At 65.6% G+C, this 20,504-nt stretch carries 19 protein-coding genes; 10 read left to right on the top strand and 9 right to left on the bottom strand.

The window, feature by feature from the left end:
- Positions 1 to 2 precede the first annotated feature (2 nt).
- The gene (locus DFR67_RS02585; protein ID WP_110467797.1) at positions 3 to 569 is read right to left on the bottom strand and encodes a hypothetical protein; all 567 of its coding nucleotides are present in this window, start codon (positions 567 to 569) and stop codon (positions 3 to 5) included.
- Between the two features lie 122 nt (positions 570 to 691).
- Here DFR67_RS02585 and DFR67_RS02590 point away from each other — a divergent pair, with 122 nt between their 5' ends.
- Complete coding sequence (locus DFR67_RS02590) at positions 692 to 1,900, top strand: sensor histidine kinase (RefSeq protein ID WP_110467798.1); 1,209 nt, start codon at positions 692 to 694, stop codon at positions 1,898 to 1,900.
- On the top strand, positions 1,897 to 2,616 hold the full coding sequence (locus DFR67_RS02595) for a response regulator (protein WP_110467799.1): 720 nt from the start codon (positions 1,897 to 1,899) through the stop codon (positions 2,614 to 2,616). Before DFR67_RS02590 ends, DFR67_RS02595 begins: the two co-directional genes overlap by 4 nt.
- A gap of 5 nt (positions 2,617 to 2,621) precedes the next feature.
- Here the strand turns inward: DFR67_RS02595 and DFR67_RS02600 are convergent, their stop codons facing one another.
- Positions 2,622 to 2,975 carry a DUF952 domain-containing protein gene (locus tag DFR67_RS02600; protein ID WP_110467800.1) on the bottom strand — a complete coding sequence of 118 codons (354 nt, stop codon included), beginning with the start codon at positions 2,973 to 2,975 and terminating at the stop codon, positions 2,622 to 2,624.
- 17 nt (positions 2,976 to 2,992) lie between these two features.
- Entirely contained in the window at positions 2,993 to 3,976 is a 984-nt protein-coding gene (locus tag DFR67_RS02605) for an EamA family transporter (protein WP_110467801.1), read from the bottom strand.
- A gap of 265 nt (positions 3,977 to 4,241) precedes the next feature.
- On the opposite strand from DFR67_RS02605, the gene DFR67_RS02610 reads away from it, so the two are divergent.
- Entirely contained in the window at positions 4,242 to 4,448 is a 207-nt protein-coding gene (locus tag DFR67_RS02610; protein WP_110467802.1) for a DUF7455 domain-containing protein, read from the top strand.
- Between the two features lie 92 nt (positions 4,449 to 4,540).
- Here the strand turns inward: DFR67_RS02610 and DFR67_RS02615 are convergent, their stop codons facing one another.
- Positions 4,541 to 6,214 carry a DEAD/DEAH box helicase gene (locus DFR67_RS02615; protein ID WP_245937683.1) on the bottom strand — a complete coding sequence of 558 codons (1,674 nt, stop codon included), beginning with the start codon at positions 6,212 to 6,214 and terminating at the stop codon, positions 4,541 to 4,543.
- 98 nt (positions 6,215 to 6,312) lie between these two features.
- Here DFR67_RS02615 and DFR67_RS02620 point away from each other — a divergent pair, with 98 nt between their 5' ends.
- A complete protein-coding gene (locus tag DFR67_RS02620) occupies positions 6,313 to 7,629 on the top strand; it encodes a YihY/virulence factor BrkB family protein (RefSeq protein WP_110467804.1) in 1,317 nt (438 codons plus the stop codon).
- A 12-nt stretch (positions 7,630 to 7,641) separates the two neighbouring features.
- On the opposite strand, the gene DFR67_RS02625 is transcribed toward DFR67_RS02620, so the two are convergent.
- On the bottom strand, positions 7,642 to 7,878 hold the full coding sequence (locus DFR67_RS02625) for a DUF3039 domain-containing protein (protein WP_084838687.1): 237 nt from the start codon (positions 7,876 to 7,878) through the stop codon (positions 7,642 to 7,644).
- A 110-nt stretch (positions 7,879 to 7,988) separates the two neighbouring features.
- Between DFR67_RS02625 and DFR67_RS02630 the strand changes: the two genes are divergently transcribed.
- The 3 genes from DFR67_RS02630 to DFR67_RS02640 all read left to right on the top strand — a co-directional run bounded on the left by DFR67_RS02630 (position 7,989) and on the right by DFR67_RS02640 (position 10,960).
- On the top strand, positions 7,989 to 8,333 hold the full coding sequence (locus DFR67_RS02630; protein WP_110467917.1) for a DUF3099 domain-containing protein: 345 nt from the start codon (positions 7,989 to 7,991) through the stop codon (positions 8,331 to 8,333).
- Entirely contained in the window at positions 8,330 to 9,889 is a 1,560-nt protein-coding gene (locus DFR67_RS02635; RefSeq protein WP_110467805.1) for a DUF7782 domain-containing protein, read from the top strand. Before DFR67_RS02630 ends, DFR67_RS02635 begins: the two co-directional genes overlap by 4 nt.
- A gap of 102 nt (positions 9,890 to 9,991) precedes the next feature.
- Positions 9,992 to 10,960: a sigma-70 family RNA polymerase sigma factor gene (locus DFR67_RS02640; protein ID WP_110467918.1), complete on the top strand. Its 969-nt coding sequence runs from the start codon at positions 9,992 to 9,994 to the stop codon at positions 10,958 to 10,960.
- Positions 10,961 to 11,066: 106 nt separating this feature from the next.
- Here DFR67_RS02640 and DFR67_RS02645 read toward each other — a convergent pair whose 3' ends face one another.
- Both DFR67_RS02645 and DFR67_RS02650 read right to left on the bottom strand, forming a co-directional pair.
- Positions 11,067 to 13,784: a bifunctional acetate--CoA ligase family protein/GNAT family N-acetyltransferase gene (locus DFR67_RS02645; RefSeq protein ID WP_110467806.1), complete on the bottom strand. Its 2,718-nt coding sequence runs from the start codon at positions 13,782 to 13,784 to the stop codon at positions 11,067 to 11,069.
- Positions 13,777 to 15,054, bottom strand: coding sequence for an acetoin utilization protein AcuC (locus DFR67_RS02650; protein WP_110467807.1), 1,278 nt, complete (start codon positions 15,052 to 15,054; stop codon positions 13,777 to 13,779). Before DFR67_RS02650 ends, DFR67_RS02645 begins: the two co-directional genes overlap by 8 nt.
- 305 nt (positions 15,055 to 15,359) lie before the next feature.
- Here DFR67_RS02650 and DFR67_RS02655 point away from each other — a divergent pair, with 305 nt between their 5' ends.
- Both DFR67_RS02655 and galE read left to right on the top strand, forming a co-directional pair.
- On the top strand, positions 15,360 to 16,043 hold the full coding sequence (locus tag DFR67_RS02655; protein ID WP_110467919.1) for an iron-dependent transcriptional repressor DtxR: 684 nt from the start codon (positions 15,360 to 15,362) through the stop codon (positions 16,041 to 16,043).
- 12 nt (positions 16,044 to 16,055) lie between these two features.
- Positions 16,056 to 17,048, top strand: a complete 993-nt coding sequence (galE, locus tag DFR67_RS02660) for a UDP-glucose 4-epimerase GalE (protein ID WP_110467808.1) — start codon at positions 16,056 to 16,058, stop codon at positions 17,046 to 17,048.
- A gap of 12 nt (positions 17,049 to 17,060) precedes the next feature.
- On the opposite strand, the gene DFR67_RS02665 is transcribed toward galE, so the two are convergent.
- Both DFR67_RS02665 and DFR67_RS02670 read right to left on the bottom strand, forming a co-directional pair.
- Positions 17,061 to 18,398: a DUF4192 domain-containing protein gene (locus DFR67_RS02665; protein ID WP_110467809.1), complete on the bottom strand. Its 1,338-nt coding sequence runs from the start codon at positions 18,396 to 18,398 to the stop codon at positions 17,061 to 17,063.
- Positions 18,399 to 18,516: 118 nt separating this feature from the next.
- Complete coding sequence (locus DFR67_RS02670; protein ID WP_146240347.1) at positions 18,517 to 19,206, bottom strand: hypothetical protein; 690 nt, start codon at positions 19,204 to 19,206, stop codon at positions 18,517 to 18,519.
- Between the two features lie 160 nt (positions 19,207 to 19,366).
- Here DFR67_RS02670 and DFR67_RS02675 point away from each other — a divergent pair, with 160 nt between their 5' ends.
- Complete coding sequence (locus tag DFR67_RS02675) at positions 19,367 to 20,503, top strand: SPFH domain-containing protein (RefSeq protein WP_110467811.1); 1,137 nt, start codon at positions 19,367 to 19,369, stop codon at positions 20,501 to 20,503.
- Position 20,504: the final 1 nt, after the last annotated feature.

Here is a 20,504-nt window from a genome sequence, read left to right on the forward strand (position 1 = left end):
TATCACCTCGGGTCGGAGAACGAGCGCTTGTTGTCCCCGATGTCGAACAGTGACCACATCGGTCCGGTGAGAAACCAGATGACGGTGATGACACCCAGCGTCGGAAACACCCCATAGAGAGCGGACGCCTGCTCGGGATCGGCCACCGCGTGCGCCAGCCCGACCACCGCGATCCCCGAAATTGCTGCTGCGCAGAGCCATCGCCCGAACGCCGCCACTTCTCGGCGGAACGCCTCCGGACCCTTTGACGGACGCCGCGGGGGCGGGGGTCCATCGGCGAACCAGTGAGAGAACCTGACATCGGCCCACGCGATGACCGAATGCCCGAAGGCGACGGTCACACCGAGGTATATCCCGGCAAGCCGATGAACCATCTCGACCGTACTGCCCCGGTGGATGTCGAGTGCGACGGCGACCAGCAGGAGCATGTCGAGGATGGGGACCGCCGCGAGCACGACTGTCGACATCGTCCGCAGGTGCAGCAGGTAGCGCAGGGACAGGCCACCGAAGACCAGCACCCAGAAACCGATTTCGCAACCGATGATCACGGCCAGGATCGGTGAGTTCATGGTGTCGAGTGTGCGGGCGAGATGATGGTCGGCGCATCCGCCAACCGGGTGAGACGCCGGTCATCAATCCGTAGGACGACGACTGTGCCCGGCGTGTGCTGTGATGGAAATCGGGAGGTGTGATGACACGGGTACGGATCGATCCGGACCGCCAACGCGACGTCGCGATCGCGGTCGCCTTCTTGGTCGCCGGCATCGTGTTGTACCTCGGCGATCTCCGATATTTCTTCGGGCCGACGGCGCTCAACACCGCACTACCGCAGTGGCTTCCATTGGTCACCTTGGCCATTGCCTGCTGCTCTCAGGCGTGGCGTTCGTATCGACCCGCGGTTGCACTCACCGGTGTCGTCGCGGCCTTGATCATCGACGCGTTCTGCGGGCCGACCATCGCCGTATGGATTGTCTACTCCGATGTGGTCTACGCAGTCGCGAGATACGGTTCCGATCGGCTACGACGGGTCATGCTGCTGGTGAACTGGCTGATCGCTGCCATCGTGCTCACGGTGGCGCTGACGGGTTCCGGCGACTGGCGGGTGGCGTTGCTGGCCATGGTGCTCGTGGCCGCCCTCATCGCCTCTCCGGCGTCGTACGGCCACGCCATCAGGCAGCACCAGATCGCCGCCGACAGCGAACGCGACAGGGCGCGCGCGGTCGAGGCGCTGGCCGCCCGCGATCAAGAGGTCGCGGTCGCCTCGGAGCGGCGGCGGCTGGCACGCGATCTCCACGATGTCGTCGCGGGACAGTTGTCGGGCATTGCACTGCAGTCGGCTGCGGCCCTCGAGACGACCGACGACACCGTTCGCGACTCGGTGCTGCGCTCGGTCAGGTCCGCGAGCGTCGAAGCACTTCGTGAGATGCGCACGATGATCGAATTACTCTCCGGCCCTGATGATCTCGATACCGCCGCCACCGCGGACCTGCACCGGATGGACCGGCTCGGCGATGCCGCCCGTGCGTGTGGTTCGACGGTGGACATGCGCGTTGAGTCCACCAGACTCTCCCCCGCCAGCGCCATCGTGGCCTACCGGATCATCCAGCAGGCCCTGACCAACGTCGCCGCACACAGTCCTGGCGCAGACGTTGATGTCACTGTGCGCCAACGATGTTCGTCGGCAGCAATTACGGTGTCGAATACCGTCGGGGCTGATGTCGCGATCCCTGACCGCACCAGGGGCCACGGCATCGAGAACATGCGGGTGCGCGCAGCGTCGGTCGGCGGCACAGTGGACATCAGCATCGTCGACCGTCGATGGCAGGTCGTCGCCGAGCTACCGACACCAGACCTCCGCCGCTCTGGAGAATCGGATCATCTGCCAGGATCGCCGTCATGACAAGCGTTCTGATCGCCGACGATCATGCGGCCATCCGCGCCGGGCTGCGCATGCTGCTCGAGACGTCTGCCGATATCGAGGTGATCGCCGAGGCGACCGACGGCGACCAGGCGACCAGGCTGGCCGCGCGATACAGACCGGACGTCGTCCTCATGGACATCCGGATGCCGGGGACCGATGGAATCGAGGCAACCAGCAGCATCTGCGCAGCCGGGGATTCGAAGGTGCTGATCTTGACGACATTCGACATCGACGACTACATCTTTGCGGCGTTGCGGGCCGGGGCGTCGGGGTTCATGCTCAAGACCGCCGACGCCTCGGAGTTGATCGCCGCGGTGTCCGCGGTGGCTCGCGGCGACGCCGCGCTCGCACCCGAGGTGACCAGGCGTGTGATCGATCAGTTCACCCGCGGGTCGGGCGATACCGCACCGGCGAACACCGCCGGTGCGTCCGCCAGGCCGGACATCTCGGAGCTGACCCAACGCGAACGCGAAATTCTCGCCACTCTGGGCGCGGGATTGTCGAACGCCCAGATCGCCTCGGCCCTGTTCATCGGTGAGACCACGGTGAAGACGCACGTCTCCCGGGTGCTGAGCAAACTCGCGCTCCAGTCGAGAGTGCAGGCAGCGATCGTGGCCCGCGAGCACGGACTGACCTTTTGTTCTGGGCCATCGGGTCGATCGCCCGCGACGTCGAACGACAAGACGCGGCCGTGAACCGGCTAGTGCAGTTGCGGGAACCGTCCCGAGTCGTCCATGTCGTAACGCTGCACTCCCACCACGGCTCCGGTGGGCAGAGCGCCGTACAGATGCGGGAACTGCAGGCCCGCCGGGTCCGGCGGATCACCGTCTTCCCAGACGATCTCGGCGCCCACACGTAGCGGGTCGATACTCAGCAGGACCAGATCCGCCTGGTCGCGGTAGAGCAAATTCGCCGGAATGTGCACCTGCTTGCGCTCGGAGAGATGCACAAAGCCCTGCGTCTGAAGGGAGGCAGGTTCGATGGACCCCGTAGTCCTGGCCTCGAGCCAGTCGGAGATCGAGCACAGATGAACCAGATGTACGTCGCCGCTCACCCCTCCAGCCTGCCGTATCAGCCGGTCCCGGCGCCAGAGGCAATATCGGCCGTGCGAGAGGTGAACACGATCGCGGCGATCACCAGAGCCATGCCTCCCAACTCGGGCCAGGTGGGAATCTGTGCAAGGGCGACCGCGCCGACCACCGCCGCGGTGACAGGGAGCAGAGCCAGCAACAGCGCGAACTGTGAGCGACCCAACTTCGACAGGACGATCTGGTCGAGCAGGTACGGAATTGCGCTGGAGAGCACGCCGAGGCCGATCCCGATGAGCAGGATCCGCCAACTCCACAGCGCGCCGGGGTTCGCCGCGCCGCTGATCGCGATCACCACGGGCGCGGCGAGGGCGCCGGCGACCGTCAACCCGATTGCGAGGTCGTCGATGCCGTCACGCCAGGCAACCGTCTCCCGGACTGCCACGCCGGTCGTCGGGTCCCCTGCCCTCCGCCGGGCAGATCCGCCGGAGACCGCCTTGCCGACCACTATGTAGGCGGCCCACAGGCCTGCAGCCAGCAGCGCGAACAGGACACCCGTCGGCGAACCCTCGAGACTGGCGCCGCTGAGCAGCACCACCCCCATGAGGACGGCGACGACGGCGAAGCCGTCCGAAAGCGTTCGCGAGCCCGCTGCCGCCACCACCACAGGTCCCAGGAACTCGATGGCAACAGCGACGCCCAGATCTATCGAGTCGATGGCGAGGTAGAACGCCATGTTCATCCCCAGTGTCACGAGTCCGAACGCCGCGGCCGTCAGCAGACGCCGCGGTGGGAACCGGACGCCCACCCGTGGCCATCGGCGCGCGGCGAACGGCCACCACACCGCGAACAGCACCACACCGGCGCCGCCGGCCCGCAACCAGGCGACCGATGCAGGGTCGAGTTCCCCGAACAGCGGGACCGCGAGCGAAGCTCCGATGTACTGGCACACGGCGCCGATCACGAAGAGAACGGACAGCTTCGAGAGCCCACTCGCCGACCCTGAGGTTTCGGCAGCGCGCGACATTGCAACACTGTAGGTGGGTCACACGTCGTCACCCGCCACCGGGAAACCGGAATCGCGTAACGGGTTGAGATCTGCCTCATACCGAAAACACGGTCAATGTTGCCGATCGCAGCCCAGCTGTTACGGGTGAGTGACGACACACCGGAGGGCCCCCGGGAACAAAGCCGATTGCCAAATCGTCTGAAAGAGTGAGAGTGGATGCACCACCCCGGCGCATCAGCTCGCGAAGGGACCGCGTAATCGCAGGCCCTGGACGGAGGAAAACATGTCAGACACCATCACCACGCCCCCGATCCACATGCCACTGACCACTGCCGACCGCTGTGATCGTTGCGGTGCGGCGGCACGTGTACGCGCGGTTCTCTCCACAGGTGGAGAGCTGCTGTTCTGCCGTCATCACTTCAACGAGCACGAGGCACGCCTGATCGACATGGGCGCGACCGTGGTCACCAACGAAGACGAGCTGGTCTAACAACCTCAGTCATCACGCCGCCGCGGTTCACTTCATGTGAACCGCGGCGGTGCTGTATGCGCCTCATCTGACCGGTCGTCGCGCGCCCACGGTCAACGCCACTTGCGCAGAGCCTCGATCCTGGCCTGCAACTGATCCGCCGTGGCCATGGCCGTCGGTGGGCCACCGAGCCGCTCCCGTAGGTCGTTGTGCACCTGTCCGTGAGGCTTGCCGGTGCGGTGATGATGCATCGCCACGAGACTGTTCAGCTCGCGGCGCAGTGCCGTGAGCTGTTTGCCCACCGACGGTTCGTTCGTCTGAACCGGCGCCGGCGCCGGCTGTGCGCTGCGCGCCTCGATCTGTGTCGCCTGGCGCTGCTGAAGCAGGTCGCGTACCTGATCGGCGTCGAGGAGCCCTGGCAGTCCCAGGTAGTCGGCTTCCTCATCACTGCCCGAGAATGTCGCCGTCCCGAACGACGACCCGTCGTAGATCACCTGGTCCAGTTCGGCGTCGGCGTGCAGCGATTCGAATCCCCGCTCGTCCTCGCCGTCTTCGTCTTTCTGCTTGTTCGCATCGTTGAGCAGCGCGTCGTCGAGCCCCTCGGACTCCCGATGCGGCTTCCCGAGGACGTGATCACGCTGGGCCTCGAGTTGCGCGGCCAGCTGCAGCAGCACCGGAACCGACGGCAAGAAGACGCTGGCATTCTCGCCCGGTCGCCGGGACCGCACGAATCGGCCGATCGCCTGCGCGAAATACAGCGGTGTCGATGCACTGGTGGCGTAGACGCCGACGGCAAGACGCGGTACGTCCACCCCTTCGGACACCATCCGCACGGCGACCATCCACTCGTCCTGCGACTCACTGAACTCGGCGATCCGACTCGACGACTTCGGGTCGTCCGACAGCACCAGCGTGGGCATCTTGCCGGTGATCGCCTGGAGGAGTTCGGCATAGTCGCGAGCCACGGTCTGATCGGTGGCGATCACCAGCCCGCCGGCGTCGGGCATCCCGGACCCCCGTAACTGCCGCAGCCGGGTGTGGGCAGCCTGGAGCACCGCAGGGATCCAGTCGCCGTGGGGGTCGAGGGCGGTGCGCCATGCTCGCGCGGTGTGCTCGGCCGAGAGCGGTTCGCCCAGCCGGGCGGTGAACTCCTCGCCGGCGTTGTTCCGCCAACTGGCCTCACCTGAGTACGCCAGGAAGACCACCGGCCGCACGACACCGTCGGCCAGGGCGTCGGAGTAGCCGTAGACGTAGTCGGCGACCGAACGGCTGCCGCCGCCGGCCTCGGGCTCGTAGGTGATGAAAGGAATCGGACTGTCGTCGGAGCGGAAGGGCGTACCGGTCAGTGCCAGCCGCCGGGTCGCGTCGGAAAACGCTTCCCGAATCGCCTCACCCCAGCTCTTCGCGTCTCCACCGTGATGGATCTCATCGAGAATGACCAACGTCCGGCGATTCTCGGTGCGGACGCGGTGTCTCGCAGGGTGGGTCGCGATCTGTGCGTACGTGACGACCACGCCGTGATAGTCCGAGCTCGTCTGTCCCGCCGAATTGCTGAACCGGGAGTCCAGCGCGATACCCGCACGTGCCGCGGCGGCCGCCCACTGGTGCTTGAGGTGTTCGGTCGGGGCGACGACGGTGATCTGGTCCACCGTGCGATCGGCGAGCAGCTCCGCTGCGATCCGCAGGCCGAAGGTCGTCTTGCCGGCGCCCGGCGTCGCCACCGCGAGGAAGTCCTTGGGCGCCGCCGACAGGTATTTGGTCAGCGCGCGCCGCTGCCAGGTACGCAGCGGAGATGCCGCGGGCGCAGGGGTCGGTTCGGTGGTGACCTGGGATCCTGAGAGGGCAGAGGGTCGGGTCACGACAGGGCACAACTCCTTGACAAGCGATGAGGTTCTTCAATCCGGGCCAACCGGTCCGGCCGGATGGCATCTGCGCCACTGCGACGGACGGTTCGGCGCACTGCGCACGCGCCGCCGGGGCACCGCAAAATGTTACCGCGCCGAGCGGCCATCAGCCCACAGCGTCGGCGGCGCGGCATCTCACATCGCGCTCGATCTTCCGTAATGCTGGTGTCATCACACAGCCAACCGAACCCTCCCCCGAACCTGCGACGCCGGACCCGTCGCAGGTCGATGACGCCTGCCAGCAGACAGGCGACCGCCCGCGCGTACTCAAGAGCCTGCCCTGGATGCTTTGGCGCACCATCACCAAATCGTGGGACGACTCGATCTTCGCGATGTCCGCCCAGGCTGCCTTCTGGCAGACGCTGTCCCTGCCCCCGCTGCTCCTCGGTCTCCTCGGTTGCGTCGGCTACGTGGCGAACTGGTTCGGGCCGAACACCGAGGAGATCATCCAGGACAGGATCATCAGTTTTGCCGAACGCACCTTCAGCCAGAACGTGGTCGACGAGATCATCACCCCGACAGTCGACAACGTGCTCGTCAGCGGACGCGCCGAGGTCATCTCACTGGGATTCGTGTTGTCGCTGTGGGCGGGGTCGTCGGCGATGTCGAGCTTTGTCGACTCCATCGTCGTGGCACACGGCCAGCACAACGTCCGGCACGCGGTGACGCAAAGGCTGTTCGCACTGTGGCTATACGTGTGTTTCCTCGTGCTCGCCGTACTCACGCTGCCCCTCGTGGCGCTCGGGCCCGCCTACATCCGCGAGGTGATACCGGACTCATGGCATCCGGCCAGTACGGTCGCCATCGAGTATGGCTACTACCCCGCAGTGGCCCTGCTCCTGCTCGCCGGACTGACGACGCTGTACCGCGTCGCTCTGGCCAACCCGCTGCCGTGGCACCGGCTCGTACCAGGCGCACTGCTGGCCGGTCTGGTGTTCTGGTGCGCCAGCGCGATCCTGCGGTGGTATCTGGCGACGATCACCCAAACCGGGTACAGCTACGGCGCGCTCGCCACGCCCATCGCCTTCCTGCTCTTCACCTTCTTCCTCGGATTCGCCATCGTGGTCGGCGCCGAGTTCAACGCGATCGCCCAGCAGCTGTGGCCGGCCAACCCGACCAAGATCGATCAGGTCCGTGACTGGGTATCCCAGCAGACCAGCGACATCACCGACCAACTCAAAAGCGTCCCGACGTGGTTGCCGTCCGGTCCGATCCGACGTGGCGAGTCATCATCGACCACGCCGGGTCCCGCGCCGGCGAAGGACGATCCGTCGGTGGAGTCGGACAAGCCGCACTGATGGAAAGACGCGTCACTCGCCCTTTTTCATGCGCGAATAGATTTTCTTGCACTTCGGGCACACGGGTGAGCCTGGTTTGGCCGACCGGGTGACGGGGAAAGTCTCACCACAGAGGGCGACGACGATGTTGCCCATCACGGCGCTCTCGACGATTTTGTCCTTTTTCACATAGTGAAAGAACTTCGGGGTGTCGTCCTCCGTCGTCTCGTCGGTCGTGACTTCTGGCTTGTCGAGGGTCTGCGTATCCACCATGGGGTCAATTCTGCCCCCAGAGACCGCGGTCGGCCAATATGCACGTCGCCGCGGACCGGCAGGACTGCAGGTGGCCGTCCGGCAACGAAAGTGGGACAGTGGAAAACATGGCTCCGAAAGAACACGCGCCGGAGACTTTTCTCATCACCGAGGCTCAAACCTCCCTGGAAGAACAGCACCGGGCCCGCGTACGCAAGTACCTGACGTTGATGGCGTTCCGTGTTCCCGCACTGGTTCTTGCCGGGATCATTTACGGGGCGACACAGAACGGATTCCTGGCGCTCGGAGTGATCATCTTGTCCATCCCGATCCCCTGGGTCGCGGTGCTGATCGCCAACGACCGACCGCCCCGAGCCAAAGGTGAAGTCCCTCACTACAAGTACGGCCCCGAGGGCACCAACCAGCTCACAGAGAAGCGGTCGTTCTTCGGTCTCGATCGACGCGAGGGGTGAGCGCCCCGGATTCAGCCGGCGAGTTGTACTCGCTGGCAGCTGGCCTGCGCATCGCATTCCAGAACGCCGATTACACCACCGACGGGGTGCTCGACCTGCTCGGTGACGAGGCCCACGGGGCGCTCGGGCGTGGCGAGCCGGTACCTGTACGGCGTGCATGCGCCGACAGCGGCAGCCTCGGAACCCTCATCCGCCTCCTACTGCTCGGCGACACCTGCACCCGGTCACAGGTGTCGGCGGCTTTGTCCCCGGTGGGCATCGACGAAGCGATCGGCGCCGGCCTGCTGGACGCCGACGGAGCCGGGGTCTGCGCGGCCGTCGATCTACGTCCGGTGGACCTCGGGTCGGGCAATCGCTGGCTGTTCTCCGACCTCGACGGCACGATGCGTCGTAAGGCGATCACCGAAGACCACGTGCTCGGCGTCGGACATGCGTCACTGTCGCTGCTGAGAGCCACCGCGACGAATCCCGTCGGATCCGTCCTCGACGTCGGCACCGGCTGTGGCGTCCAGGCGATCCACGCTGCCGACTTCGCCGGTCACGTCACGGCCACCGACATCACCGATCGCTCGCTCGCGATGACACGCGCGGGTGTCGCCATCAACGGCATCGACCCCGCGAGGGTCACGTTGTCAAAAGGTGCGTGGTTCGGACCGGTCGGTGGCCGGCAGTTCGATCTGATCGTCGCCAACCCACCTTTCGTCGTGGGTCCACCCGAGGTCACGCACACCTACCGCGACTCCGGCCTCGACCTCGACGGGGCGAGCGAACTCATGTGTCGCACCGCTCCGAAGTTCCTGACCGAGGGCGGCAATGCAGCGATGCTGGCCTCCTGGGTCATCACCGACGACGACTGGCGAGCGCGGATCTCACCGTGGATCCCGGACACCGGAGTCGATGCGTGGGTGGTGCAGCGCGATGTCGCCGATCCCGCACTCTATGTGGGTACCTGGCTACGCGACGCCGGTCACGACCCCCGCGACCCCGCATCCGCAGAACTCGCGGACCGATGGCTGCGACACCTCGACAGAGCCGGGGTGTCGGGTATCGGTTTCGGCTTCGTCTTCCTGCGCCGGACCGACGAGCCGACGGACCTGCTCGCCGAGGAGCTGGGGCACTCGTTCGACGATCCTCTCGGTCCCGAGGCCGACGACTACTTGCGCCGCACCGCGTGGCTGCGGACCCACGACCTGATGAGCGAGCGATTCTGTGTCGCGGATGGCGCAGCCCTCGAACGGGTCGCGACCCTGAACCCCGACACCGGATGGCAGGACGTGGTCATGCGAATCCACCGCCCCGACGGTCCGCGGTGGAGTCACGAGATCGACACCCTGGGCCAGGCACTGCTCGCAGGCCTCCGTCCGGACGGGCTCACGCTCGGCGAGATCACCGAACTGCTGTCTGTCGCCACCGGAGACGAACGGATCGACGACGACGCCGTGGAGAACCTTGTCGAGGGATTGATCCGCCACGGAATCGTCCTGCCGGCGCGCTGGAACAACGACTGCCGGGAAACCTCAGGGCACTCTCAGCAACTTCTCAGACCCTTTATCTGAAAAGCCTGGTCACAGCGTCGGCGTCTGGAAACCTTCGCGGAACTATCTGGGTGGCCCCCTCCGTTGAACCAAGTGAAGACAACCGCACTTGAGGAGGCCGACATGTCCAGCCCCACCACCATCCGTCCGGCGATGACCGAACAGGACCTGGATGCGCAAAGCCCGGCCGCGGACCTTGTTCGCGTCTACCTGAACGGGATCGGCCGCACCGCACTTCTCAATGCCGAGCAGGAAGTGGAACTGGCCAAGCAGATCGAGGTCGGTCTCTACGCCAAGCACGTCCTTGCTACCAGGAAGCGTCTGTCGGCGGTCAAGAAGCGCGACCTCGCAACGCTCGTCCGCGAAGGTGAGATGGCTCGCTCCCACCTGCTGGAGGCCAACCTGCGGCTCGTCGTCTCGCTGGCCAAGCGCTACACCGGCCGCGGCATGCCGCTGCTCGATCTGATCCAAGAGGGCAACCTCGGGTTGATCCGCGCCATGGAGAAGTTCGACTACGCCAAGGGCTTCAAGTTCTCGACCTACGCCACCTGGTGGATCCGTCAGGCCATCACCCGCGGCATGGCAGATCAGAGCCGCACGATCCGGCTACCAGTTCACCTCGTCGAGCAGGTCAACAAGTTGGCGCGTATTAAGCGCGAACTGCACCAACAGCTCGGGCGTGAGGCGACCGATGACGAGTTGTCCTCGGAGTCGGGCATCCCGGCCGAGAAGATCGCCGACCTCCTCGATCACAGTCGTGACCCGGTGAGCCTGGACATGCCTGTCGGCAGCGACGAAGAGGCGCCGCTCGGCGACTTCATCGAAGACGCCGAGGCCACGTCCGCGGAGAATGCGGTGATCGCGGGACTTCTGCACACCGACGTCCGCACGGTCCTGGCCACTCTCGACGAGCGGGAGCAGCAGGTGATCCGGTTGCGCTTCGGGCTCGACGACGGGCAGCCGCGCACCCTGGACCAGATCGGCCGCATGTTCGGTCTGTCCCGCGAACGAGTACGCCAGATCGAGCGCGAGGTCATGTCCAAGCTGCGTCAGGGCGACCGCGCCGAGCGGTTGCGCGCGTACGCCAGCTGATCTCCCCAGCACTTCTCTCTCACCGGCCCAGCCGCCACTGAATCATCAGTGGCGGCTGGTGCGTTGTGTGCACCGTGCGAGTCGGCCCGCGACCCCGGGGGCACCGTCAAGCCAAACGGCGAGGACCCGAATCGTGTTTGGTCGGCACCGCGCCCACACGCATCCGCGCTGCGAGCACCGCTACGCCCCCCGGGGTCGCGTGGATGGGGTCGCAGACCACGTCGCGGGCCTCCGGGATGTCGTCGACCAGTGCCGAGATACGGGTCACCAGATCGATCAGGGCGTCTTTGTCGACCGGCTCCTGCCCGCCGTAACCCGAGAGCAGGGGCGCCGATCGCGGTGCCGCGATGAGGTCCGCGGCGTCGTTTTCCGTCAGCGGTAGCGCGCGGTAAGCGCGGTCACCGAGGAGATCGCTGGTGACCCCCGCCAGACCGAACGACATCAGTGAACCGAATGATGGGTCGTCCCGGACCCGGATCACCGTGCTGATCCCTTTCGGGGCCATCTGCTGCACGTGCAACCTGGACTCGCCGGTAACTTCCGACAACTCGACCACCGCCAGTTCCACCGAGTGCTGATCAGGAAGGTCCAGTCGCACACCCTCCCTGTCCGCGCGCCCCCGCCAGCTCGGCGAAAAGGCCTTGACCGCCACCGGGTACCCGAGTTCATTTGCTGCCGACACACTTTCGTCGACACTGCTGACCTCCCTGAACGGCACTATGTGGATCCCGTAGCAGGCAAGGATCTGAACGGTGCGGTCATCGTCGAGTTCGGTGACCGCACCCCCCGATGCAGCGACCGCCTCGCGGACCAGACGGCGGGCGGTGTCGGGATCGGCGTCTGCGGGCCTTCGCACCTCGGACGCCGGCCGGGACTTCCACTGGGCGTATTGCCAGGCATGTCCGAGGGCTTCCGCTGCTCGCTCCGGACCGGGGAAAGACGGTATGGACCCTCGCGTGGGGGTGCCATGGGCGCCGAGTACCGACAGGTTCTGCGGAATGCCTTCCACAGCCAGGAATGTGGTCACCACGGGTTTGTCGGCGTCGGCCATGCCCGACATCAGCGCTCCTGCGTAACGGTCGACACTGACCGCGACCGGAGGCACGAACACTGCGATCAGCGCGTCGACGCCCTCGTCCGCGGCTGCGGTCCGCACAGCCTCCTCGAATGCCTCGGGTGACGCGCTCGGCCCGAGGTCGACCCGTTGGACGACTTCGAGACCGAAGTGGCTCCCGGCCTCCTGGGCGAGCACACCGAGCGCCGTCGAATTGCCGACGATGCTCACGCGCGGCCCGCGCGGGAGTGGCTGGTACGCGAACACCGTCGCGCAGTCGAAGAGCTGGGGGATCGTCGCGACCTGGATGACCCCGGATTGTGCGAGCAGCGCCCGGGTGCTCTCGTCGTCGAGCGAGTGATCGACGGCGGCCATCGCGGGCGGGACAGCTCCCCGTCCTGATTTCACCGCGACCACCGGCTTGCCGCTGGCGACTCTGCGTGCCAGCCGGGTGAACTTTCTCGGATTACCGAAACTCTCCAGGTACAGCAGGACGACTTCGGTGTCCGGGTCGGTGTCCCAGTACTGCAGCAGATCATTGCCGGACACGTCGGCGCGGTTGCCCGCGGAGACGAACGTCGACAGACCGAGTTGCCTGCGGGCGGCGGCATCGAGAATGGCGATGCCCAGGGCACCGGACTGGCAGAAGAACCCGACCGTGCCGCGACCGGGGACCAGCGGTGCGAGAGTGGCGTTGAGGGACACCTCCGGGTCGGTGTTGGCCACCCCCAGAGCATTCGGCCCGACCAAACGCATGCCGTGTTCCCGGATCGATTCCACCAGCCGATGCTCCGACTCGAGGCCCGAGTCGCTGGTGTCGCCGAATCCGGAGGACAGCACCACCATGGTCTTGACGCCCTTGTGCAGACAGTCGTCGAGGACCTCCTCGACGGCGTCTGCCGGGACGGCGACGATCGCGAGGTCGACGGGGTCGGGAATGTCACGCACCGTCGAGTAGGCGCGAATGCCGCGGACTGCCCGGTGTTCAGAGTTGACCGGGAAGACCGGGCCGGTGAAGCCGCCGGCGATCACGTTCGCAAGCACCGCGTTACCGACTTTGAGACGGTCCACGGAGGCTCCGATGACCGCAACGGACGTCGGGCGCAGCAGATTCGCGACGCTGCGCGCCTCCGATCCGCGCTCGCGGGCGTTGCGCACCGACAGCAGCGCCTCAGACGGGTCGATCGTGAACTCCACGTGAATGGTGCTGCCGTCGAAGCTGCGACGCACCTGGTACCCGGCGTCACGGAACACCGCGACCATGTTGGGGTTCTCGGCCAGCACTTCTGCCTCGAACCGCTCGAATCCGCATTCGGCTGCGGCGCCTGCAAGATGCTCGAGCAGGATCGGCCCGAGACCGCGGCCCTGGTGCTCGTCGGCCACCACGAAGGCGACTTCCGCGGTGCGGTCCTTGCCATCGGCAGCCAGGCCTTCGTAGATGCCGATGGCGATGATCTCCCCACCGAGCAAACCGACGAAGGCGACGCGACTGTAGTGGTCGACGGTGGTCATCCGGGCGAGCTCGCGCGGCGGGATGTGCGGGAACGGACCGAAATACCTCAGGTATCGGGTGCGTTCGGACAGCGCTGAGTGGAAGCGGACCAGTCCGTCGGCGTCCTCGGGCACGATGGGACGCAGGTGCACCACGCCACCGTCACTGGCGAGGACGTCTGCGATCCAATGCCTCGGGAAGTCATGTGGTCCACGTTTGTCCGGGGGGATCGGCACCTCTCGCGTGCCGCTGCTGTTCGTTTCTGGCAGGTCAGTCACGGGGATCCTCCGGGTCTAGACCACACAATGGGTAGACGGCACGCCGGGTAGCCATGATCGTGGCGTCGGTGCGGGTCTGCGCGGCGTCGGTGATGCCGTCCATCAGCGGACCGCCGCCGTCACCATCCCAGGGCAGATAGTCGGTCTGGCCACCGTCGGTCATGACTGCGACCGGCTCGGCGCGCAATGTCTCGTCGAGCATTCTGGCCTCGGCTTGCGCCGCAGCACACCAACTCTCGTCGATCACGGTGTCCGGAGAGAGGTCCGCTCCGGTCACAGCGGAGATGAGGTGGGTCCAGCTGCGTGGTACGACGTTGATGATCCCGTATCCACCGCCACCCACCGCGAGCCATCGGCCCTCGCTGTATTTGTCGGCCAGGTCGCGCATCGCGTAGATCGCCGCACGCTGTCCGTCGACCGTCAGCGACAGGTCGGTGAGGGGGTCCTGGAAGTGACTGTCGACACCACACTGGCTGACGATGATCTGGGGCCGGAAGTTCTCGATGACACCCGGCACGATGGCGTTGAAGGCTCGCAACCACAACCGGTCGGTGGTCTCGGGCATGAGCGCGATGTTGACCGCACTCCCCCGCCCGTCCTGTTCGCCGACCTCCTCGGGCCATCCGCTGCCCGGCCACAACGTTGCAGGATGCTGGTGCAGCGAGACCGTGAGCACGCGGGGATCTCCCGCGAACACCTTTTGCACGCCATCCCCATGGTGCGCGTCGATGTCGATGTATGCGATCCGGTCGTAGCCTTGTTCGAGCAACCAGCGAATCGCCACCGCGCAGTCGTTGTAGATACAGAAACCCGCGGCGTGGCCCGGCATGGCGTGGTGCATTCCGCCGCCGATGTTGACGGCGCGGCGCACCGATCCGGAGGCGATGGCGGCGGCCGCCGCCATCGTGCCGCCCACCAGCACACTGGCAGCGCCGTGCATACCTTCGAACACCGGGTTGTCGACACTACCCAGACCGAACAACCGCTCCAAGACGTGCGAAGACCCGCCCACATAATCGTCGACCGCCGATGCGCTGCGGACTGCGTCCAGATACGACGCGGTGTGCACCGTTTGCAGCAGCCTGTCGTCGACTGCCGTGGGAGGGATCGAGGAAACACCGTCGAGGACCCCCAGCGACTCAGACAGTGACATCGTCAGTGCCAGGCGGATAGGGTTCATCGGGTGCGTGGGCGCCCATCGGTAGCCGAGGAAGTCATCGCTCCAGATCACCGCGGATTGCGCGTTCGCCGGACCGGCGTCAATGCTCATGCTCCGAGCCTAGTTGGCGGAGACGGAGCTTTGCCGGAATGACGGAGACGAAGCTTGGCCGAACGCCGGAGATGGAGCGAAGCGGAACTCGACCCGACGACGGAGATGGAGCGAAGCGGAACTCGACCCGAACGCCGGAGATGGAGCGAAGCGGAACTCGACCCGAACGCCGGAGATGGAGCGAAGCGGAACTCGACCCGAACAACATGCGGACTGCGCGTGTGACGCGTCACGGTCGCGGGAAGGGTTGACCGAAACCGGACGTTGTTACAGGTAGCCTGGACAGGACGAAAGGGATGGGGATCGTGAACGAACTGATCGACACCACTGAGATGTATCTTCGGACGATCTACGACCTCGAGGAAGAAGGCATTGTTCCCTTGCGGGCACGCATTGCCGAGCGCCTGGAACAGAGCGGTCCGACGGTGTCGCAGACGGTAGCTCGCATGGAACGCGACGGACTGGTGCTCGTCGCCGGAGACCGCCATCTCGAACTGACCGACAAGGGACGCAATCTTGCGGTGTCGGTGATGCGTAAGCATCGCCTCGCCGAGCGGCTGCTCGTCGATGTCATCGGTATGCCGTGGGAAGACGTACACGCAGAGGCGTGCCGCTGGGAGCATGTGATGAGTGAGAACGTCGAGCGTCGTCTGCTCGAGGTGCTCGATCACCCGACCACTTCTCCGTATGGCAACCCGATCCCCGGGCTCGATCAGCTCGGTTACTCGACTCTCGTGCCTCCCGTCCCGATGACACGTATCTCGGAGCTTCCGCAGGGCGAGCCCGTCGCTGTCATCGTGCGGAGGTTGTCGGAGCACGCTCAGGCCGACATCGAGTTGATCAGCGCGCTGCGCGAAGCGGGTGTCGTTCCCAACGCTCGCGTGAGCGTCACCGTGAACCCGACGTCGATCGTGATCAGCACCCCGGGACATCAGGGGCTGCAGTTGTCCGAGGAGATGGCACACTCCGTCCAGGTCGAGAAGGTCTGACCCAGTATTTCGATGAAACTTCTCGTCACCGGCGGAGCCGGCTATGTGGGCAGTGTCTGTGCTCGGTACTTGATCGAGCACGGGCACGATGTGACCATCATCGACAATCTCTCCACCGGCAACGTCGATTCGCTTCCGGAGAGCGCCACGTTCATCGAAGGCAACGTTCGTGATGTTGCTGCTGATGTGTTGGGGTCGGCCGCTTTCGACGGCGTTCTCCACTTTGCGGCGCAGTCGCTCGTCGGTGAATCCGTCGAGCATCCGGAGCTGTACTGGCACGGCAACGTCGTCGAGTCGTTGGCACTTCTGGAGGCCATCCGCGCCACACGGACACCACGACTGGTGTTCTCGTCGACGGCCGCGACGTACGGCGAGCCCGACTCCGTCCCGATCCTTGAATCCGCCCCCACCCGTCCGACCAATCCGTACGGCGCAACCAAGTTGGCCATCGATCACGCGATCTCGTCGTACGCTGCTGCGCACGACCTCGCAGCGATGAGCTTGCGATACTTCAACGTCGCGGGCGCGTATGGCGGTGCGGGCGAGAACCGCGTCATCGAGACCCATCTGATCCCTCTGGTGCTCCAGGTCGCGCTACGTCATCGCGAGCACATAAAGATGTTCGGTACGGACTACCCCACTGACGACGGTACGGCGATCCGCGACTACATCCATGTGCACGACCTCGCGCAGGCTCATGTCCTGGCGCTGGAGGCCGCCGTACCCGGTCGGCATTCGATCTTCAACCTCGGAAGCGGAACAGGTTTCTCTGTACGACAGGTGATTTCGGCATGCGAAGAGGTCACCGGATTGGAGATCCCGGTCGTCGACGCTCCGCGTCGCGCTGGTGACCCGGCAGTGCTCATCGCTTCGAGTGACAAGGCCATCGCCGAATTGGGCTGGTACCCAGAACACACCGACTTGTCGGTGATCGTTGCCGATGCCTGGGCTTACACCACATCGCTGGGCGACCGCGCGCACTCGGCGGGTCTCGCGAACCGCTGACCGCTCGCAGCATCACGCGGCCGGCCGCAGCACCGGTGGCGGCAACTCCACGCCAAGGGATCGGGCCACTCCGAAGCCTGTCTCAGCGCACCGGTTGATCACGCCCGGCGGTATCCCACGGATGAGGGCGTCGTTGTACAGGGTCGCCATGGAGTATCCCGGGCTGGCTTCCAGAGCGAGATCGAATGCGGTGCCGGCCATCGCCCCGTTCCCGTGGACGTAATGCACGAAGCCCAGCAAGGTTGCGGCGGCGGCTTGTCCGCGACCGCGCAACTTTCTTGCGGCCTGCGTCCACAACTGTTCGGCACCGGCCCAGAGGTCTGTGACCGCCAGCGACACCAGCGCGTCTCTCACGTACAGCTCGCGCAGCGCCTTGTCCAACCTCTGCAGGTCGTCGCAGCACAGTGGCTCACCCGCACGGTCGACCAGGCCCACAACGAATTCGAGATCAGAGCGTTCCTGTGCTCGTCGCAACTGATCGATGAGCACGTGCAGCGGGAACCGTCCGGCGGCATCGCTTGCGGCGACGTCCGGCGCGCAGTGGTCGTGGGCGAACTCTGTGAGAACGGTCGGCGCGATGGTGGTTTGGTCGAGTGAACCCGAAACGATCTCCCAGTCGGCGACTTCGATCTCGCCGACACCGGAGGCGTTCCGGTGTTCGTCATTCCCGTCCTGCTCGTCTTCCCCGTACTGCTCGTCGCCGGTGCGTCGGATGTCGGCGAGTTCTGCGTATGCCAGGTCATCCGCCGCGGAGATGGCGTGCGCTTCACACGTGGTCGTCGAACAATGCGGCAACGGCGAAAGGGTGTCGATCATCTCACCGCGAGTCATGAGGACACGTCTGCCCCTGGCCACGGCGCGTGCGATCGCCACCGGACTGATCATGGGGTCACCGACCACACCAGAGGTGATCGGTTCAGGACCGCATTCCTCGGTCCGACTGTCCCACACAGTCTCCCAGGGTGAACCCGCTGAAATTGCCGGCGTGGCAAAAGCACCATGGAGGCCGCCGACACAGTACAGATTCTGGTCGATGATCGCGGCGAGACGACGATATGCCCCGTCGTCGGATGCCCGGGTGTCGTCGATGATCACCGCGATCACGCGGTCCACTCGATAGGACTCGCACACCCTCGCCAGGTGTCCGATGACACCGAGCATGGTGGCTGTGGGTACTCCGTCCGGTTGCAGGCTCAGGTCGTGGCGCATCGTCGTGCCGATCTCGTCGCCGTCTCCGGAGAAGGTGATCAGCACCAGTGACCGTTCGGGAACGAAACCGAGCAGAGCGGGTATGGCGGTGACCAAGGCACCGGGGCCGGAGACCGATGTTGCGTAACTGTCAGATGTCATGGACCGATCGTCATCCCGCGGCACCAGCCCTCGAGGCGACCGACCAGCGTGAGAATGCAGTTATCCCGAGAGTGTCACTCCATCCACAGGACGGGCTGTAGCGGCCGGGTCTGGTCGGTCAGCCGCGCGAGCGTGTCAGCGCCGTGGTGTAGAGCTGATCCAGGGCTGCTCCGTCGGGCGGACGTTGCCCCGCCGCCACCGACGTGACGTAGACGCGCACGCCGTCGTTTTGAGAGAGGAGCGCGGTCATCGTCTGGGTCATCGCGCCAGAAGTCGTCACCCGCCGGAAGGCCAGCGATTCGTCCGATTGCGCCGGCGACGCCGGAAGCAGCGTGGTCGCCACCGTTGCGACGGCCCCCTGGACGTCTGTCGTATACGTCGGACACTGCTCGATCTGTGACTTCAGTTGCGCGAGGGGGGTATCCACGAGCACCGTCAGGGCTGTGAGCACACCCGCATTGGCACCGGGCCCGGTCGCGACGAAAGCGATCGCGTCCTGAGGCTCGGACGGCAACTGTTGCGGCGCACAATTGGGTGGATCCACGGTACCGCCGGCGGGAACGCCCGCCGTATCGCCGATGATCGCACCGAGCTGACCCCCGGTCACCTCCGACGCGGCGTACCCCCCGGGGAAGTCCGCGGGGGTCACCGACCGCTCCCGGATATCGATCGTCTGGTTCGAGCTGTTCGGTGCCGTCTGCGCCGATCGGGTCGCGGCACTGGGATCACCGTCGACCTCGGTGGTGCATCCGCCCAGGAACACCGTCGCCACGACCGCGACCGCCGCCGCCCGGCGTACGGCTTGCATCGAAAGGACCCTACTCACCCAACCACTGTCCCACCGCATCAGAGCCAAGTGTCCCTGCGACACGACTAGACTGCCCAGTAGTACCCGCACCGGCCTGCTGTTCTGCAGCGACCCGGCCGAACACCGCGACGCAGCGAAGCCGCTAGGGAGAGCACCGAATATGGGGATCATCGGCAAGATCAAGGGTGAGCTCGTCGATATCATCGAGTGGATCGACGACTCACGCTCGACATTGGCCTGGCGTTTTCCGCGCTACAACAATGAGATCAAGAACGAGGCCGAACTCATCGTTCGGGAAGGTCAGCAGGCGGTTTTCGTCTATCGAGGACAGCTCGCCGATCGCTTCGGGCCCGGACACTACACGCTGACGTCGGAGAACCTGCCGATCCTGAGCACGCTGCAGGGCTGGAAGCACGGCTTCAACAGTCCGTTCCGGTCCGAGGTGTACTTCATCAACAGCCGGCCGGTGACCGACCTCCGCTGGGGCACCGCCAATCCGGTGACGGTCCGTGACCCGGATTTCACGATGGTGCAGGTCCGCGCCAACGGTTTGTGTGTCGTTCGGGTGGCTGATCCTGAGATTTTTCTCCGCGAGGTCATCGGCACCGACAGCGCGGTCGATGTGGATGAGATATCGGAGTTGCTCCGGCGAGTCATCACCCTCGCCTTCTCGGACATGATCATGGAGACCCGGCTCGGTGTCATCGATCTACAGGGTCGCCAGGTGGAGTTGTCCGACAAACTGCGGGCGTTCGTCTCCGAGCGGGTCGACGACGAATTCGGGTTGGCCATCGATTCGATCACCATGAACATCTCACTGCCCGACGAGATCACGTCTGCCATGACCCGCGGCGTCGCCCGCGGCGTCGAGGAGGGCGGATTCCTCAACAACGTCGGCGATCTGGGCCGCTATCAGCAGGGCAGGGCGGCCGACGCAATGCTCGCGGCTGCACAGAACCCCGGTGGCGGCGCCATGGGCGACATGATGTCGGCCGGAATGGGTGTCGCCCTTGGTAACCAGATGGCCGGTCAGTTCGGCCAGGCGGCACAGCCCGCTCCCGCGGCCGGTCCCCCACCGCTGCCCGGGGCGGCCACGTTCCACATCGACAACGGGGGTCAGCCCGCCGGTCCGTTCAGCGTCGCCCAATTGCAGGGTGCAGCGGCCTCAGGGCAGTTCACCGGGTCCACGTTGGTGTGGAGTCAAGGAATGCCAGGCTGGGTTGCAGCGGCCTCCGTGCCCGCGCTCGCCGGGCTCTTCGCCACACCTCCCCCGATCCCGACAACTCCCACCACCTAGG

It is taken from the genome of Williamsia limnetica, from assembly GCF_003217475.1.
Classification (GTDB): Bacteria; Actinomycetota; Actinomycetes; order Mycobacteriales; family Mycobacteriaceae; genus Williamsia; species Williamsia limnetica.

What these genes read in the sequence shown, in the direction of transcription:
- DFR67_RS02585 (WP_110467797.1), bottom strand. Translation starts at nt 569, where the DNA reads ATGAACTCACCGATCCTGGCCGTGATCATCGGTTGCGAAATCGGTTTC.
- DFR67_RS02590 (WP_110467798.1), top strand. Translation starts at nt 692, where the DNA reads ATGACACGGGTACGGATCGATCCGGACCGCCAACGCGACGTCGCGATC.
- DFR67_RS02595 (WP_110467799.1), top strand. Translation starts at nt 1,897, where the DNA reads ATGACAAGCGTTCTGATCGCCGACGATCATGCGGCCATCCGCGCCGGG.
- DFR67_RS02605 (WP_110467801.1), bottom strand. Translation starts at nt 3,976, where the DNA reads ATGTCGCGCGCTGCCGAAACCTCAGGGTCGGCGAGTGGGCTCTCGAAG.
- DFR67_RS02610 (WP_110467802.1), top strand. Translation starts at nt 4,242, where the DNA reads ATGTCAGACACCATCACCACGCCCCCGATCCACATGCCACTGACCACT.
- DFR67_RS02620 (WP_110467804.1), top strand. Translation starts at nt 6,313, where the DNA reads ATGAGGTTCTTCAATCCGGGCCAACCGGTCCGGCCGGATGGCATCTGC.
- DFR67_RS02630 (WP_110467917.1), top strand. Translation starts at nt 7,989, where the DNA reads ATGGCTCCGAAAGAACACGCGCCGGAGACTTTTCTCATCACCGAGGCT.
- DFR67_RS02640 (WP_110467918.1), top strand. Translation starts at nt 9,992, where the DNA reads ATGTCCAGCCCCACCACCATCCGTCCGGCGATGACCGAACAGGACCTG.
- DFR67_RS02650 (WP_110467807.1), bottom strand. Translation starts at nt 15,054, where the DNA reads ATGAGCATTGACGCCGGTCCGGCGAACGCGCAATCCGCGGTGATCTGG.
- galE (WP_110467808.1), top strand. Translation starts at nt 16,056, where the DNA reads ATGAAACTTCTCGTCACCGGCGGAGCCGGCTATGTGGGCAGTGTCTGT.
- DFR67_RS02665 (WP_110467809.1), bottom strand. Translation starts at nt 18,398, where the DNA reads ATGACATCTGACAGTTACGCAACATCGGTCTCCGGCCCCGGTGCCTTG.
- DFR67_RS02670 (WP_146240347.1), bottom strand. Translation starts at nt 19,206, where the DNA reads ATGCAAGCCGTACGCCGGGCGGCGGCGGTCGCGGTCGTGGCGACGGTG.
- DFR67_RS02675 (WP_110467811.1), top strand. Translation starts at nt 19,367, where the DNA reads ATGGGGATCATCGGCAAGATCAAGGGTGAGCTCGTCGATATCATCGAG.